We start from the raw sequence: 14,022 nt of genomic DNA, 5'->3' as shown, positions 1-14,022 counted from the left end.
GGCTACGGTGAGATCGGTCAGTGCTGGCACACTGGCCACGGGCGTATCCTCCTTTCAATGTGGGATCGGGTTGTTGGATGGGGGGTACGCCCCTCGTTTTGGGGCTCCTCTTCGAAAGTCCACAACGCAGCGTACACTACCGATGCGGGGAGACCGGTTGCCGCTGTCCCGGTCGGTTGGTATACTTTGAACCGGCCGGACGGCCCCATCGTCTAGAGGCCTAGGACGCGGCCCTCTCAAGGCCGAAACGGGGATTCGAATTCCCCTGGGGCCACCAGTTCGTCAGGGCAGCGACAGGATCCACTCCGTTTGCTTCACCTGCAGCTCCAGTTCGGCGATCCGCGCGTCCCGCTCGGCGAGCTGCTCGAGCAGCCAGGCCACGTCCCGCTCGGCGTCGGGGAAATGCGACAGATAGCCCCAGTCGCGCAGTTTCTGCGTGATGTCGTGGAGGCGCTCGCCGTCGGTCACCTTGTCCGGGTTCCCGGTGTTCGGTACGGCGGCCCTGCCGAACAGCCCGTCTGATCTCCTGCAGGGACGCGTTTCCCCGAAATCAAACACACGCGAGGCACGCGCATGGTCGAACGACACCACGCGGAGGCTCTGTCATGACGAGACGCACGGTGCTCGTGTTCGTTTTGTGCGCAGCAATGGCGGTGGGCGCCGGGGGCGCGGTCAACGCGCAGTCGCCGGCCGGCAGCCGCGGACGGTCCCTCGTGATCGTGCAGGGACAGGATCCCCAGAACTGGGATCCGATCGCCACGTTCCTGCTGTCCTGGGGCATGGTGGGCTGCCAGATCTTCGACGGCCTCGTGGACCGCGGAACGGATCTCAAACTGCGTCCCGGCCTGGCGACGAGCTGGTCGACCTCCGACGACGGGCTCACCTGGGTGTTCAAGCTGCGGGCGCGCGTCACGTTCCACGACGGCGAGCCGTTCAACGCGGCGGCCGTGAAGTTCACGTTCGACCGGCTGCTGGGGCCGGAGGGCGCCAAGGGGCCCCAGCAGGGCAACTACAAGTCGATCGATCATGTGCAGGTGGTCGACCCGTACACCGTCCGGATGGTCATGAAGGTCAAGGATCCGGTGATCATCACGAAGCTGGCGGGCTACGGCGCCATGATCGTACCGCCGAAGTACGTGCAGGACCACGGCGGCGCGTACTTCGGCGCGAACCCGGTCGGCACGGGGCCCTTCAAGTTCGTCGAGTACCGCAAGGACGACCACCTCACGCTCGCCGCGAACCGGACGTACTGGGGCGGCGCGCCGCGCGTCTCCGCCCTCACGTACCGGTTCGTGCCCGAGGCCGCGACGCGCGTCGCGGAGCTGCAGGCGGGCCGCGCCGACATCGCGCAGGGCGTGCCCGTGAGCCAGGCGAGCGTCGTCAAGGGCGACGCCAACCTCACGCTGCTGCCGGTGGGCAGCCCGACCGTCCTCGAGATCCGGTTCGATCCGTCCAAGCCGCCGGCCGGCGACGTGCGGTTCCGCAAGGCGGTGATCGCGGCGATCGACGTGCAGAAGATCATCGATACGATTCTTCAGGGCTACGGCCACCGGGTGTCGACGTTCCAGAGCCCGCTCTCGTTCGGCAACGATCCGTCCCTCAAGCCGTACCCGTTCGATCCCGCCCGCGCCAAGTCGCTGCTGGCGGAAGCCGGCGTGCGGCCCGGCACCGACGTGTCGCTCAGCTTCCCGAGCAACAACGCGGATTTTCGCGAGGCGGCGCAGGCGATGGTGAGCTATCTCGGCGCGGTGGGGCTCAAGCTCGCGCTGGCGCCGGTGGAACAGGTGACCTACTTCAGCGACGTCCTCCCGCACGCCAAGACGGGTCCGATCTATGAGTTTGGCTGGGGGGGCTGGACGCTCGACTTCGACAACACGGCCTACCTGCTGTACCACAAAGGCGAATACTGGAACCCCGTCTTCACCGACGCGGACGTCGAGAAGTACCTTGACGCGGAGCGCACGACCAACGACCAGCGGACGCGCCTCAAGGCGTTCCAGAGCCTCGACCGGCGTCTCTACGACCTGGCGATCGATTTTCCGCTCTGGCAGAGCGTGAACCTGTGGGGCGTCAACAAGCGGGTGGAGGGGTTCGCAGCACCGCCGGACGACCGGGTGCGGCTGCTGCAAGTGTCCACGCGATAGACGCGGCCGCGTGATTCGTTTCGTCGCCGCCAGGGCGGGAGGGGCGCTCGCCGTCCTGGCGGCGATCTCGCTCTTCGTCGCGTTTGGCATTCGCCTGACCGGCGATCCGGCGGTGGTGCTCTTCCAGGGATCCGCGCCGAGCGCCGAGGACATCGCGCGGATCCGGCACGCGTTGGGCACTGACCGGCCGTTCCTCGCGCAGTACGCCGGCTTCGTCGCCGGAGCCGTCCGCGGCGATCTCGGCACGTCGTTTCGCAGCGGCCAACCCGTCGCGGGGGTGATCCTGGAACGGGCCGGGCCGACGCTCGCCCTCGGCGTAGGCGGCATGCTCGTGGCGCTCGCGGCGGCGTTCCCGCTCGGCGCCTACGCCGCGACGCACCGCAACGCGCTCGCCGATTTCCTGATCCGGGTCGGCAGCCTGCTCGGCCTCTCGTTCCCAAACTTCTGGCTCGCGATCATGCTGATCTTGATCGTCGCCGTCCGCCTGCGCTGGCTCCCGCCCTCGGGGTACAGCGGGCCGGCGTCGCTCGTGCTGCCGTGCGTGACCTTGGGGGTCATTCTGGCGAGCACGCTCGTGCGGCTCGTGCGCGCGAGTCTGCTCGACACGCTGGGGCAGCCGTACATGCGCACGGCCCGCGCGAAGGGCCTCCGCGAGGGCCGCGTGGTGGTGCGCCACGGCCTCCGCAACGCGCTGCTGCCGGTCGTGACGTTCGTGGGCCTGCAGTTCGGGGCGCTGCTCGGCGGAGTGGTGGTGCTGGAAAATGTCTTCGCGTGGCCCGGACTCGGGCAGCTGGCGCTGCAGGCGGTGACCTACCGCGATTATCCGGTCGTGCAGGGCGTTGTCGTCGTGCTCGCCCTGGCGGTCGTGCTCGTCAACCTCCTGGTGGATCTGAGCTACGGCCTGTTGAATCCGCGCGTCCGGGTGAGCTCGTGACGGCGGCGCAGGCGGTCTCCGGGCCGCTGCCCCAGGCGCGCCCGAGGCACCGCCGGCCGATCGGGCTCCGGCTGACGCTGTTCGTGGGCCTCGGGCTGGTCGCCGCGGCGGCCCTCAGCGCGATCGCGGCGCCGCTCCTCGCGCCGCACGCGCCCGACGCGGCGGACCTCGGCGCGCGGCTCTTGCCCCCCTCGTGGCTGCGTCCCTCGGCGTACCCGCTCGGCACGGACGCGATCGGCCGCGACCTCTTGAGCCGCATCATTTACGGGGCGCGGGTATCGCTCGAAGTCGGCGTGCTGTCGGTGGCCGTGAGCGGGATCGCGGGCACCTGCCTCGGCCTCCTCGCCGGCTACTACGGCGGCTGGTGGGGCGAGTTGGCGATGCGGGCGGCGGATCTCCAGCTCAGCTTCCCGTTCATTCTGTTCGCGATCGTTGTAATCGCGGTGCTGGGGCCGGGGCTCAGCCGGATCGTGCTGGTGCTGGCGGTGACGCAGTGGGCCTCGTACGCGCGCCTGGTGCGGAGTGAGACGCTCGCCGTGCGGGAGACGGACTACATCCAGGCGGCGCGCGCGATCGGGCTCGCCGACCGGCGCATCATCTGGGCGCACGTGCTGCCGAACGCGCTCGGCGCGGTGTCCGTGTTGGCGACGCTCAGCGTCGCCAACAACATTCTCCTCGAGGCGGCCCTCACGTTCCTCGGGCTCGGCGCGGATCCGTCGATCCCGTCGTGGGGCGGGATGCTGGCCGACAGCCGCAACTACATCCAGACGGCGTGGTGGGATTCGACCTTTCCGGGACTCGCGATCATGCTGACGGTGATGGGCTTCAATCTGGTCGGCGACTGGCTGCGGGACCTGCTGACCCCCGACACCGCGTAGCCACCCGGAGGCACCGTGACCGCCGTCGAGGAACAAATCATACGGAACGGCCGTGGGCACCTCTGTGGACCGTGAGCAGTCCGAAATCGTGAACCGCGGACGCCCCGCCGCTCGCCGGCGTGCGTGGACGTGGGGCCGGGCGGTCGCGGCGGTCGCGCTGCTCGCGCTGGCAGGTCAGGTGCGGCCGCCATCGGGAGCCGCGGCCGCCGCGCCGGTGGTGATCGCCCCGCCCGCGCCCGTTCAAGGCGATACCGTGGCCATCGTTATCCACGCGGCCGCGGGGTCCAGCGTGGCGGTGCGGTTCAACGGCGCATCGCTGCCGGTCTTTGCGGTGACCGAGGGAACGTGGCGCGCGCTTCGCGGCACCGATCCCGATACGCCGCCGGGGACCTACCCGGTGGCGGTGGTGATTACCCCGCCCGGCGGAAGCGCCGTCACCGCGCGGCGAACCGTTCGAATCGGCCGGACGCAATTCGCGGAGCGGCATCTCACGCTGCCCCCCAAGACCATGGGACTCGTCACTCCCAAGAATCTCGCGATCGAGGCCGCGGCCCTCAACTCGGTGCTCGGACGACGCACGCCGGAAGCGTTTTGGTCCGGGCCATTTCACGCACCGGTCACCGGACCGGTCGATTCGCCGTACGGCGACCAGGGCTTCTATAACGGCCGCCGGGAATGGTGGCACCAGGGCGTGGACTTTGACGTGCCGGCCGGCGTACCGGTCACGGCGCCGAGTGGCGCCCTCGTGGCCCTCGCGCGGGCGTTGCCGCTCGGCGGCAACACGATCGTGTTGGACCACGGACAGGGCGTGCTGACCGAGTACCTGCACCTCTCATCGTTCGCCGTCCATGAAGGCGAACGCGTGGCACCGGGCGACCTCATCGGCCGCATCGGTGCGACGGGCCTCGTGACGGGACCGAGCCTGCACTGGGGGTTGTACGCGGACGGGCACTGGGTCAATCCGCTGTTCTGGACGACGGCCCGCCCGGGCCTGACGGACTAGATCCCCTCGCGCACCATCACGTCGATGAGGCGCGGCTCGGGCGAGCGCTCCGCGAGCGCCGCGCGCAGCTCGGCCGGGTCGTTCACGACCTGCGCCGCCACCCCGAAGCCGCGGGACACCGCGGGAATGTCGATCGGCGGCTGATCGAGATCCATTCCCACGAGACGGTCCGGCCGCACGTTCCCGCCCTTGTACGATCTCATCCCGGACTTGAGCACCTCGTAGGCCCGGTTGTCGACGACCAACACGGTTACCGGGATGTGGTACCGCGCCGCGGTCCACAGCGCCTGGACCGTGTACATCAGCGATCCGTCGCCGATCGTGCAAATCACCCGGCGGTCGGGCCACGCCATCTGCGCTCCGAGCGCGGCGGGGAGGCCGAGCCCGAGCGAGCCCGCGGCGATGCCGAGATACGATTGCTCGGTCCGCAGCGGCAGATAGCGGTCCGCGATCCGCGCGGCCGTCACCGCCTCATCGACGATGGTCGTCCGGTCGTCCATCGCCTCGCCGAGAATCCGGTAAGCGCAGGCCGCCGACATCCGCTCGCCCGGCCTCGGAAGCGCCGCGGCCTGGCGCCAGCGTTCCTCCCGCTGCGCGCGCTCCTTGGCGACCGCCGCGCGGCGCTGCTCGGCGGCCCGCGGCGGCGCCCCGCCGAGGCGCTCGGCGAGGCGGTCCGCGATCTCCGAGAGGGTGGCGCTCACATCCCCGACGGCGCCGATCGTGGGGACGATGTTCTTGCCGATCTCCCAGGGGTCGGGGTCGATGTGCACGACGGTCGTCCGCGCCGCGAGATTGACCGGCGGCGTGTACAAGAGGCCCGCGAACTTCCGCGCGCCCGCGAGCACCACCACGTCCGCGCCGCCGAGCTCGGCCTGAAGCTCCGGCAGGGCCAAGCCGGCCATGCCGAGGTACTGCGGGTGGTCGGTCGGGAACGCGGACCGGGTGGGAAGGCGCTCGCCGTACACGCGCGCGCCGGTCGCTTCCGCGATCCGGACCAGCGCCTCGCGGGCCCGCGGCGTCGCCGCGCCGCCCCCAACGAGCAGCACGGGATCGCGCGCGTCTGCGAGCGCGGCGGCGATCCGGTCGATCACGGCGGGCGCCGGCCGGGTCTCCGCATCGACGTCGAACCACGGCGCGGGGCCGGGGACTTCGCCGTCGAGGCAGTTCATCGGCAGCCCGAGAAACACGGGGCCGGCCGGCGCCGCGGCCGCCGTCTTGAACGCGCGCGCCAGCGCGGGCGGCACGTCCTCGGGCGCGCGCGCCTCATACGACCATTTGGTGTAGGGGGACGCCAGCCGCGCGAGATCGCTCCACAGCGCCGGCTCTTGCAGGATCATCCGGGTGTCCACCTGGCCCGCGGTGACGACGAGCGGCACCTTCGCGCGATAGGCGTTGAAGATGTTGCCGAGTCCGTTGGCGAGCCCGGGGGTGATATGTAAGTTCACGAAGGCGGGCCGGCCGGTCGCCTGCGCATAGCCGTACGCCATCCCGACCGGAATCGCGTCCTGCAGCGCCAGCACGTACTGGATGTCGGGATAGTCCGCGAACATCTCCATGAAGTTGAGCTCGGTCGTGCCGGGATTGCCGAAGACGTGGCGGACCCCGCGCGCGCGCAGCATCTCGAACATCGCGACCTTGGCGAGCATGCCGCTATCTCCGCTTCAGGTAGATCGCTTCGAGGCCTTCCCGGGTGAAGTCGGGTCGGCGGCAGTACGCCAGGATCTCCTGCTCCGACCGGTTCACCCGCTCGACGGCGTCGTCGAGCCGCCCGGCGATCTCGTGGGGAATCGACACGACGCCGTGCTGATCCGCGTGCAGCAGATCGCCGGGCCGCACCGGCAGGCCGTCGACCTCGACCGGATCGCCGACGCCGACCAGGTGCACGTAGGCGCGGGAGACCACGACGCTTCCGGCGAAAAAGTGAAAGCCGAGCGCGCGCACCTCGTCGAGATCGCGGACGCCGCCGTTCGTGACCGTACCCACACAACCCAGCGCATGATGGATCGTACTTTGCACCTCGCCCCAAAACGCGCCGATACCCGGCGGATCATCCAGGTCTTGGATCACGACGACCCGCGGCGCCGGCACCGTCTCGATCGCCCGCCACAACGCCGCCCGGCGCGCGGTGGCGTCGGGGGGCGGGGCCGTCCCGGCACGGCAGGTCGCGGTGACGGCGTATCCAACCATGGGCCCGAGGTCGGGAAAGAGACAGCGCACCCGTCCCGTCGTAAACCCGGCGTTCTTCGGCCGGACGTTGAACGTCTCGATCGCGTTGGAAAGCGTTGGGGTCGTGTACGTGCGAAGTTTCGCTAGCGCGTCGGGTCCGAGCGGTTGGGGCATCCAGGCCTCCGTGCCGTGCGTGGTGGGTGCCCGCACAGATTCTTGCGGCCGGAGGTCGAGACCTTCCCGCCGGGCGGCCGTGTCATTACAGGCCGCGGCGCGCGCGGTGTAGAGGCGAACACGATGGCGCAGTGGCAAAAAAATCTGTACGCGCTGTGGGCCGCCCAGTTCATCACGATGGTCGGTCTCACCCTCGTGGTGCCGTTCATGCCGCTCTACATCGGCACGCTCGGCGTGCACCGCCTCGACGACGTCGAACGGTTGAGCGGAATTCTGTTCGCGGCGCCGTTCCTGGCGCAGACGCTCATCGCGCCGCTGTGGGGCGTGCTCGGGGACCGCTACGGCCGCAAGATCATGGTGCTGCGCGCGCTCGCGGGCATCGGCCTGACGAACATGCTGGCCGCGACCGTCGGCGCGGTGTGGCAGTTGCTGGCCCTGCGCATGGTCCAGGGCGCCGTGAGCGGGTTTGTCGCCGCGACCAATGCGCTCGTCTCGTCGTCGATTCCTCGCGACCGGCTCGGGACGGCGATGGGCATCCTCCAAAGCTCGCTGACGGCGGGCGGCATCATCGGCCCGCTGATCGGCGGCGCGCTCGCCGACGAAATCGGCTACCGGTGGGTGTTCGTGTTTACCGGGCTCTCATGCTGGGCCGGCGCCGCGGTCGTCCTGGTCGCGACGCGCGAATCGACGGGCGGGCGCGCCCGCGAGGGCGGACCCGGCGTTCGCGACAACCTCGCCTATTTTTTCGGCTCGCCGGTACTGCGGACGGTCGGCCTGCTTCTCTGCACCAGCAATCTCGCGGTGATGGCCGTCGAGCCGATCTTTCCCGTGTTCGTGCAGACGCTCGGCGTGCCCGCGCCGCGGGTCGCCACCGTCGCCGGGGTACTCTTTTCTGTGACGGGGTTCGCGTCGATGCTCGGCGCGGCGATGTGGGGCAGAGTGTCCGACCGCCTCGGCGAGGGGCGCGTCCTCACGATGGTGCTGTGGGGTGCGTGCGTGACCTACATCGCGCAGGCCGCGGTGCGGGGGCCCGTCGCGCTGTTCATTCTCCGCGCGGCGCTCGGGTTGGCGGTCGGCGGCCTCATGCCGCCGCTCTACGCGATCGTGGCACGGCGTACGCCGCCTGAGCGGCTCGGCGGGATCATGGGGCTCACGAGCAGCGCGATCATGATCGGCAACCTCGTGGGGCCGATCGCCGGCGGGCTGTTCGCGGCGGCGGCAACCATTCGGCCGGTGTTTGTGGCGGCCGGAGCGGTGCTGGCCGTCGCGGCACTCTCCACGCGGGGCCTCGCCCCGGCGATCGAGGAGCCCGCGGTCGAATACGGCGAGTCGGACTAATCGGCGCGGGGAGGGACGAGATGGAAACGTCGGGACCACGGTGGATGCGGGCGGCGCGGGCCGCCGAGGTGCACCAGGCGGGCCGTCTCGCCGTGCACGTGGACGGCCATGCGGTCGCGCTGTTCGTGTCGGACGGACGCCTCTACGCGGTGGATAACCGCTGTCCCCACATGGGGTTCCCGCTCGACCGCGGCAGCGTCGCCGACGGGATCCTCACCTGTCACTGGCACCACGCGCGCTTCGACCTCGCCGGCGGCGGCACGTTCGACCAGTTCGCCGACGACGTCCGGGCATACCCGGTCGACGTGCGCGACGGCGACGTCTACGTGGACCTCGCGCCGCGCGGCGATCCGCGCGCGCACCACCGCCGGCGGCTTCGCGACGGACTCGAGCGCGATATCCCGCTCGTGATCGCCAAGGCCGCGCTGGTGCTCGGCGCCGACGGCGCTGGCGCCGTCGAGGCGGTGCGGATCGGACTCGAGTTCGGGACCCGGTACCGGGCCGCGGGCTGGGGGCAGGGCCTGACGATGCTGACGTGCTACGCGAATTTGGTGCCGTACCTGGACGAGGCGGACCGGCCGTGGGCACTCTATCAAGGCCTGAGCGCGGTCGCGCGCGACACCGGCGGCGCTGCGCCCCGGTTTGTGCTGGCGCCGCTCCCCGACGCCGCGGCGGACATCGGCCGGCTCACCGAGTGGTTCCGGCGTTTCGTCGACGTGCGCGACGCCGAGGGCGCGGAGCGCTGCATCGTCTCCGCCGTGCGCGCCGGAGCGGACGCCGCCTCCCTCGCCGGCATGCTGTTCGCCGCGGCGACGGACCATCGGTTCATCGAGATCGGCCACGTGCTCGATTTCACGAACAAGGCGTTCGAAGCGCTCGACATCGCGGGTTGGACGCACGCCGAAGCGGCGCTTGCGAGCCTCGCGACGGCGTACGCGACGGCCGACCGGATGGAGGAGTCGAACGAGTGGCGTCACCCCGTCGATCTTGTCGCGATCGTCGAGGCGGCGGCCCGCTCACTGCCGGAGGCGCTCGAGACGGGGCGCGGGCGCGGCCGCGCGCTCGACCCCGGCCCACTCGTGCCCGTGCTGCTCGGCGAGAACCCTCAGGCGATCGCGGACGCGCTGCTCGAGGCGCTGCGGCGGGGCGCCGCGCCCGCCGACGTGGCCGGCGCGGTCACGTACGCCGCCGCGCTGCGCATCGCGCGCTTTCCGCAGTCCAACGAATTCGGGGACTGGGACACCGCCCTGCACACCTTCACGTTCGCGAACGCGGTGCAGCAGGGGCTCCGGCGCAGTGGATCGGCGCTGCTGCTCCGCGGGGTCTTCGACGCGGCGATGAGCGTCTATCTGGACCGGTTTCTGAACGTGCCTCCGGCGCGGCTTCCCGACCCCGATCCCGAGGCCGGGCCCGACATGCTCGGCGAGCTTGCCGCCACGCTCGACCGCCAGCAGCAGGTCACGCCGGCCGCGCGCCTTGTGACGGCGTTCCTCGGCCGTCCGGGTGACGTGGCCCCGCTGCTCGCCGCCCTCGGCCGCCTGCTCGTCCGGGAAGACAGAAACTTCCATACTATACAGATGCTGGAGGCCGCCTTCCGCCAGTACGCCGGCCGGCGGGGGACGAAGGCGGGGACGCACGTGCTCGTCGCCGCCGTCCGCTATCTCGCCGCCCACGCCCCCACGGTCCGCGCGCAGGGGCAGACCTTCGAGATCGCGCGGCGCCTGCACCGCGGCGAACGCCTCTTTGAAGAGGAATAGCCGGTCCAACGCCATATTACCGTTACAATTCATCCCGATGATGACTTGGAACGCGCCGGTTCCGGAAGGGGCCGGCGACCTTGGAACCGCCTAAAGGGGGCGAAAATGTGAGAGGTTGGGGGAGCGCGGCGCTCGTTGTGTGTTTCGTGGCTCTCGTGACACTGCCGTCGAACGGCGCGATGATGGGGATGGACATGGTCGGCTCCATCAAGACGCAGCTCAAGACGGCGACGTTCCACGCCGGGGAGCTCGCGCAGAAGGGCGCGATCTCCGCGACCAAGCTGCATGTGCAGCATACCATCAACTGCTTGGAGGGGCCGTCCGGCGCGGACTACGTCCAGGCGGTCGGGTATCCGTGCAGCGGCCAGGGCCACGGGATCCTGCCGGATCTCAAGGCGGCCGTCGCGGCCAACGTGCCCGGTGCAAAGGCTGCGTGGGATGACGCGAACATCGCGCTGAGTCTGTGCAAGCAGGCGCGGGACATGACCGACGTGACGCAGGCGCAGCCCTGGGCGAAGGTCGTCGCGGAATACCTCACCAAGGCCTCGAACGACCTCGGGCAGTAGCCTGGATCGCGTGCGATCGTCGCGAGGGGTGGATCGGCCGGCGTGCTGATCCACCCCCTCGTCGTACATTTTCCGATCGCGTTGTGGTTGACCGCGGCGTTTTTCGACGTACTGCATCTGCGGCGGCCCGATCGCGCGCTGTTCCGCGAGTCGGCGTACTGGTTGACGGGCATCGGCCTGGCCGCCGCCTTCGTGGCCATCGCGATGGGCTGGCTGGACCTCCTGAATCTCGAAGCGCAGGGCGTGGGGACCGGCCTGGAGCAGCGCCATCTGAGGCACAGCGTCGTCGCGTACTGCACGACGGCGCTGTTTCTTGGCCTCTTTCTGTGGCGGTGGCGGACGGGCAACCACATGCCGGCGTGGGCGATCGCTCTCTCGGTCGTGGGAGCGCTGGCCGTGGCGCTGACGGGGTATCTCGGCCACGACATGCGGTCCGTCATGTGAGGTCCGGACGCCGGAGCCCTACCTCTTCGGGGGGTTTTCAGGTAAGATGATGCGGGGCCCCGGCGGCGCTGTGGCCCGACCATGACTGACCCCTACGATCCGAAAACCATAGAAGCCACGTGGCAGGCCCGCTGGGAGGCGGACGGGCTGTACCGCGTCCGCGACGATGCCTCGCGGCCCAAGTACTATTTCGTGACGATGTACCCGTATCCGAGCGGCGACCTCCACATCGGGCACTGGTACGCGATGACCCCGTCCGACGCCAAGGCGCGCTTCCAGCGCATGCGGGGGCACAACGTCCTCTTCCCGATGGGCTTCGACGCCTTCGGCCTGCCGGCCGAGAACGCCGCGATCAGCCACGGCATCCACCCCTACAAGTGGACGATCGCGAACATCGAGCGGATGCGCGGACAACTGCGCTCGATGGGCGCGATGTTCGACTGGTCGCGCGAGATCGTCACGTGCCTTCCGGAGTACTACGTCTGGAACCAGTGGTTTTTCCTGAAGTTCTACGAGGCCGGGCTCGCCTACCGCGCGATGGCGCCGGTCGACTGGTGTCCGCACTGCAACACGACGCTGGCGCGCGAACAGGTCGTCGGGGCCGAGCGCGTCTGCGAGCGGTGCGGTACGCCGGTGATCAAGAAGGACCTCGAGCAGTGGTTCTTCCGGATCACGCGCTACGCCGACGAGCTCTTGGATTTCAGCAAGATGGAGTGGCCGGAGCGCGTCGAGACGCTGCAGCGAAACTGGATCGGCCGCAGCGACGGCGCCGAGATCGTCTACATGAGCGAGCAGGGCGATCCGATCACGGTGTTCACGACGCGGCCGGATACGCTCTTCGGGGCGACGTTCCTCGTGCTGGCGCCGGAGCATCCGCTTGTCGAGAAGCTGACGACCCCGGAGCACCGCGCGGAGGTCACGGCCTACGTGCACCGTGCGCGGCGGCAGACCGAGATCGAGCGCCTTGCCGAGGACCGGGAGAAGACCGGCGTGTTCATCGGCGCCTACGCGCGCCACCCGCTGACGAACGCGCGGATCCCGATCTACATCGGCGACTACGTGCTGCTGTCGTACGGCACCGGCGCGATTCACGCGGTGCCGGCGCACGACACCCGCGACTGGGAGTTCGCGAAGAAATACCGGCTGCCGATTCCGACCGTCATCGCGCCGCCGGACTGGGACGGCAAGCCGCTCGCAGAGGCCTACATCGGAGAGGGGACGATGGTGAACTCCGGCCCCTTCGACGGCACGTCGAGCGCGGAGGGCCGCCGGCGGGTCACGGAAGCGCTCGACCGGGCGGGGCGCGGGCGCGCCGCGGTGACGTACCGGCTGCGCGACTGGCTGATCAGCCGGCAGCGCTACTGGGGCACGCCGATCCCGATCGTGTACTGTCCGTCCTGCGGCGCGGTACCGGTGCCCTATGAGGATCTGCCGGTGCGCCTTCCCGAGGACGCGGAGTTTCTGCCGACCGGCGAGTCGCCGCTCAAATACCACGAGAAGTTTCGCAAGACCACGTGCCCGAAATGCGGGGGACCGGCCGAGCGCGAGATCGACACGATGGACACCTTCGTCGACTCGTCCTGGTACCAGTACCGGTTCTTGAGCCCGCACGATGCCGCGCAGCCGTACGACCCGGAGGCCGGCCGCCGCTGGCTGCCGGTCGATCAGTACACCGGCGGCATCGAGCACGCCGTGCTGCACCTCATGTACACGCGGTTTTTCACGAAGGCGATGCGGGACCTCGGGCTCACCACCCTCGACGAGCCGATGCTGCGGCTGTTCAACCAGGGCATCATCCTCGGGCCCGACGGGAACCGGATGAGCAAGTCGCGCGGCAACGTCGTGAACCCCGACGACTACGTGGGCACGATGGGCGCCGACACGGTGCGGGTGTACCTGATGTTCATCGGACCGTGGGACGGGGGCGGCCCCTGGAATCCCCGCGGCATCGAGGGCGTGCACCGCTTCCTGCAGCGTGTATGGCATCTCGTGCTGGAGACGTCGTCCGGCGCCGATGCGGTGTCGGCGGGCGGCCGTGAGCGCGCTGCCGGCGACGGCGGCGCCGCGGACCCGTCCTCCCTCGCGGGGCAGGTCCGGCGCGCGACGCACCAGGCGCTCAAGCGCGTGACGGACGACCTCGAGGCGTTCCGCTTCAACACCGCGGTCGCGGCGCTGATGACCTACATGAACCGGCTGGCCGAGCTGCGGGCCGAAGGCGGACCGGCGACCGCGGAATGGAAAGACGCGCTGCGGACGCTCGTGCTGATGCTCGCGCCGCTCACACCGCACGTCGCCGAGGAGCTGTGGGCAAGGCTCGGCGGCGCCTACAGCGTGCACCGGCAGTCCTGGCCGACGTGGGACGCCGCGGCGATCCGCGAAGAGACCGTGACCGTGGTCCTGCAGGTCAACGGCCGTGTGCGCGACCGCATCAGCGTTCCGGCCGGCATCGACGAGGCGCGCCTCAGGGACGTGGCGCTGGAGAGCGAGCGCGTCCGCAAGTTTACCGACGGCAAGGCCGTTCAGGATGTCATCGTCGTCCCCGGCAAGCTGGTCAACGTCGTCGCCCGGTAGGCGCGACCGAAACTTTCTGGCCCGTTTGCTCGTTACACCGGGTGATG

The 14,022-nt window shown here is 70.0% G+C and carries 12 protein-coding genes and 1 tRNA gene; 10 read left to right on the top strand and 3 right to left on the bottom strand.

What is annotated here, in order from left to right; translation table 11 throughout:
- Nucleotides 1–201: 201 nt before the first annotated feature.
- A tRNA-Glu gene (locus VKT83_16745) sits at nucleotides 202–277 on the top strand.
- Nucleotides 278–282: 5 nt separating this feature from the next.
- On the opposite strand, the gene VKT83_16740 is transcribed toward VKT83_16745, so the two are convergent.
- Complete coding sequence (locus tag VKT83_16740; protein ID HLY24115.1) at nucleotides 283–591, bottom strand: hypothetical protein; 309 nt, start codon at nucleotides 589–591, stop codon at nucleotides 283–285.
- Between the two features lie 14 nt (nucleotides 592–605).
- Here VKT83_16740 and VKT83_16735 point away from each other — a divergent pair, with 14 nt between their 5' ends.
- The 4 genes from VKT83_16735 to VKT83_16720 are packed head-to-tail and all read left to right on the top strand — an operon-like array spanning nucleotide 606 to nucleotide 4,959.
- Nucleotides 606–2,144 (top strand): ABC transporter substrate-binding protein, encoded by a 1,539-nt coding sequence (locus VKT83_16735; GenBank protein ID HLY24114.1) that lies wholly within the window; start codon nucleotides 606–608, stop codon nucleotides 2,142–2,144.
- A gap of 10 nt (nucleotides 2,145–2,154) precedes the next feature.
- On the top strand, nucleotides 2,155–3,078 hold the full coding sequence (locus VKT83_16730) for an ABC transporter permease (protein HLY24113.1): 924 nt from the start codon (nucleotides 2,155–2,157) through the stop codon (nucleotides 3,076–3,078).
- A 59-nt stretch (nucleotides 3,079–3,137) separates the two neighbouring features.
- Nucleotides 3,138–3,956, top strand: coding sequence for an ABC transporter permease (locus VKT83_16725; GenBank protein HLY24112.1), 819 nt, complete (start codon nucleotides 3,138–3,140; stop codon nucleotides 3,954–3,956).
- Between the two features lie 52 nt (nucleotides 3,957–4,008).
- Entirely contained in the window at nucleotides 4,009–4,959 is a 951-nt protein-coding gene (locus tag VKT83_16720; protein ID HLY24111.1) for a M23 family metallopeptidase, read from the top strand.
- Here the strand turns inward: VKT83_16720 and VKT83_16715 are convergent.
- On the bottom strand, nucleotides 4,956–6,605 hold the full coding sequence (locus tag VKT83_16715; GenBank protein ID HLY24110.1) for a thiamine pyrophosphate-dependent enzyme: 1,650 nt from the start codon (nucleotides 6,603–6,605) through the stop codon (nucleotides 4,956–4,958). The two genes, VKT83_16720 and VKT83_16715, sit on opposite strands and share 4 nt — an antisense overlap.
- Before the next feature lie 4 nt (nucleotides 6,606–6,609).
- Nucleotides 6,610–7,299: an RraA family protein gene (locus tag VKT83_16710; GenBank protein ID HLY24109.1), complete on the bottom strand. Its 690-nt coding sequence runs from the start codon at nucleotides 7,297–7,299 to the stop codon at nucleotides 6,610–6,612.
- 123 nt (nucleotides 7,300–7,422) lie between these two features.
- On the opposite strand from VKT83_16710, the gene VKT83_16705 reads away from it, so the two are divergent.
- The 5 genes from VKT83_16705 to leuS all read left to right on the top strand — a co-directional run bounded on the left by VKT83_16705 (nucleotide 7,423) and on the right by leuS (nucleotide 13,975).
- On the top strand, nucleotides 7,423–8,637 hold the full coding sequence (locus VKT83_16705) for an MFS transporter (protein ID HLY24108.1): 1,215 nt from the start codon (nucleotides 7,423–7,425) through the stop codon (nucleotides 8,635–8,637).
- 20 nt (nucleotides 8,638–8,657) lie between these two features.
- Entirely contained in the window at nucleotides 8,658–10,394 is a 1,737-nt protein-coding gene (locus tag VKT83_16700; GenBank protein HLY24107.1) for a Rieske (2Fe-2S) protein, read from the top strand.
- 146 nt (nucleotides 10,395–10,540) lie between these two features.
- The gene (locus VKT83_16695) at nucleotides 10,541–10,960 is read left to right on the top strand and encodes a hypothetical protein (protein HLY24106.1); all 420 of its coding nucleotides are present in this window, start codon (nucleotides 10,541–10,543) and stop codon (nucleotides 10,958–10,960) included.
- 42 nt (nucleotides 10,961–11,002) lie between these two features.
- Complete coding sequence (locus tag VKT83_16690; GenBank protein ID HLY24105.1) at nucleotides 11,003–11,404, top strand: DUF2231 domain-containing protein; 402 nt, start codon at nucleotides 11,003–11,005, stop codon at nucleotides 11,402–11,404.
- 81 nt (nucleotides 11,405–11,485) lie between these two features.
- Nucleotides 11,486–13,975, top strand: coding sequence for a leucine--tRNA ligase (gene leuS / locus VKT83_16685; protein ID HLY24104.1), 2,490 nt, complete (start codon nucleotides 11,486–11,488; stop codon nucleotides 13,973–13,975).
- The last annotated feature ends 47 nt before the right edge of the window (nucleotides 13,976–14,022 follow it).

The sequence above is a fragment of the bacterium genome, from assembly GCA_035308905.1.
Classification (GTDB): domain Bacteria; phylum Sysuimicrobiota; class Sysuimicrobiia; order Sysuimicrobiales; family Segetimicrobiaceae; genus DASSJF01.
The sequence above is the reverse complement of the archived record's forward strand: the minus strand, read 5'-3'. Positions and strand labels throughout refer to the sequence as shown.

Bases quoted from the DNA above. Each gene is read 5' to 3' on its own strand.
- VKT83_16715 (HLY24110.1), bottom strand. From the start codon at position 6,605: ATGCTCGCCAAGGTCGCGATGTTCGAGATGCTGCGCGCGCGCGGGGTC.
- VKT83_16735 (HLY24114.1), top strand. From the start codon at position 606: ATGACGAGACGCACGGTGCTCGTGTTCGTTTTGTGCGCAGCAATGGCG.
- VKT83_16705 (HLY24108.1), top strand. From the start codon at position 7,423: ATGGCGCAGTGGCAAAAAAATCTGTACGCGCTGTGGGCCGCCCAGTTC.
- VKT83_16700 (HLY24107.1), top strand. From the start codon at position 8,658: ATGGAAACGTCGGGACCACGGTGGATGCGGGCGGCGCGGGCCGCCGAG.
- VKT83_16710 (HLY24109.1), bottom strand. From the start codon at position 7,299: ATGCCCCAACCGCTCGGACCCGACGCGCTAGCGAAACTTCGCACGTAC.
- leuS (HLY24104.1), top strand. From the start codon at position 11,486: ATGACTGACCCCTACGATCCGAAAACCATAGAAGCCACGTGGCAGGCC.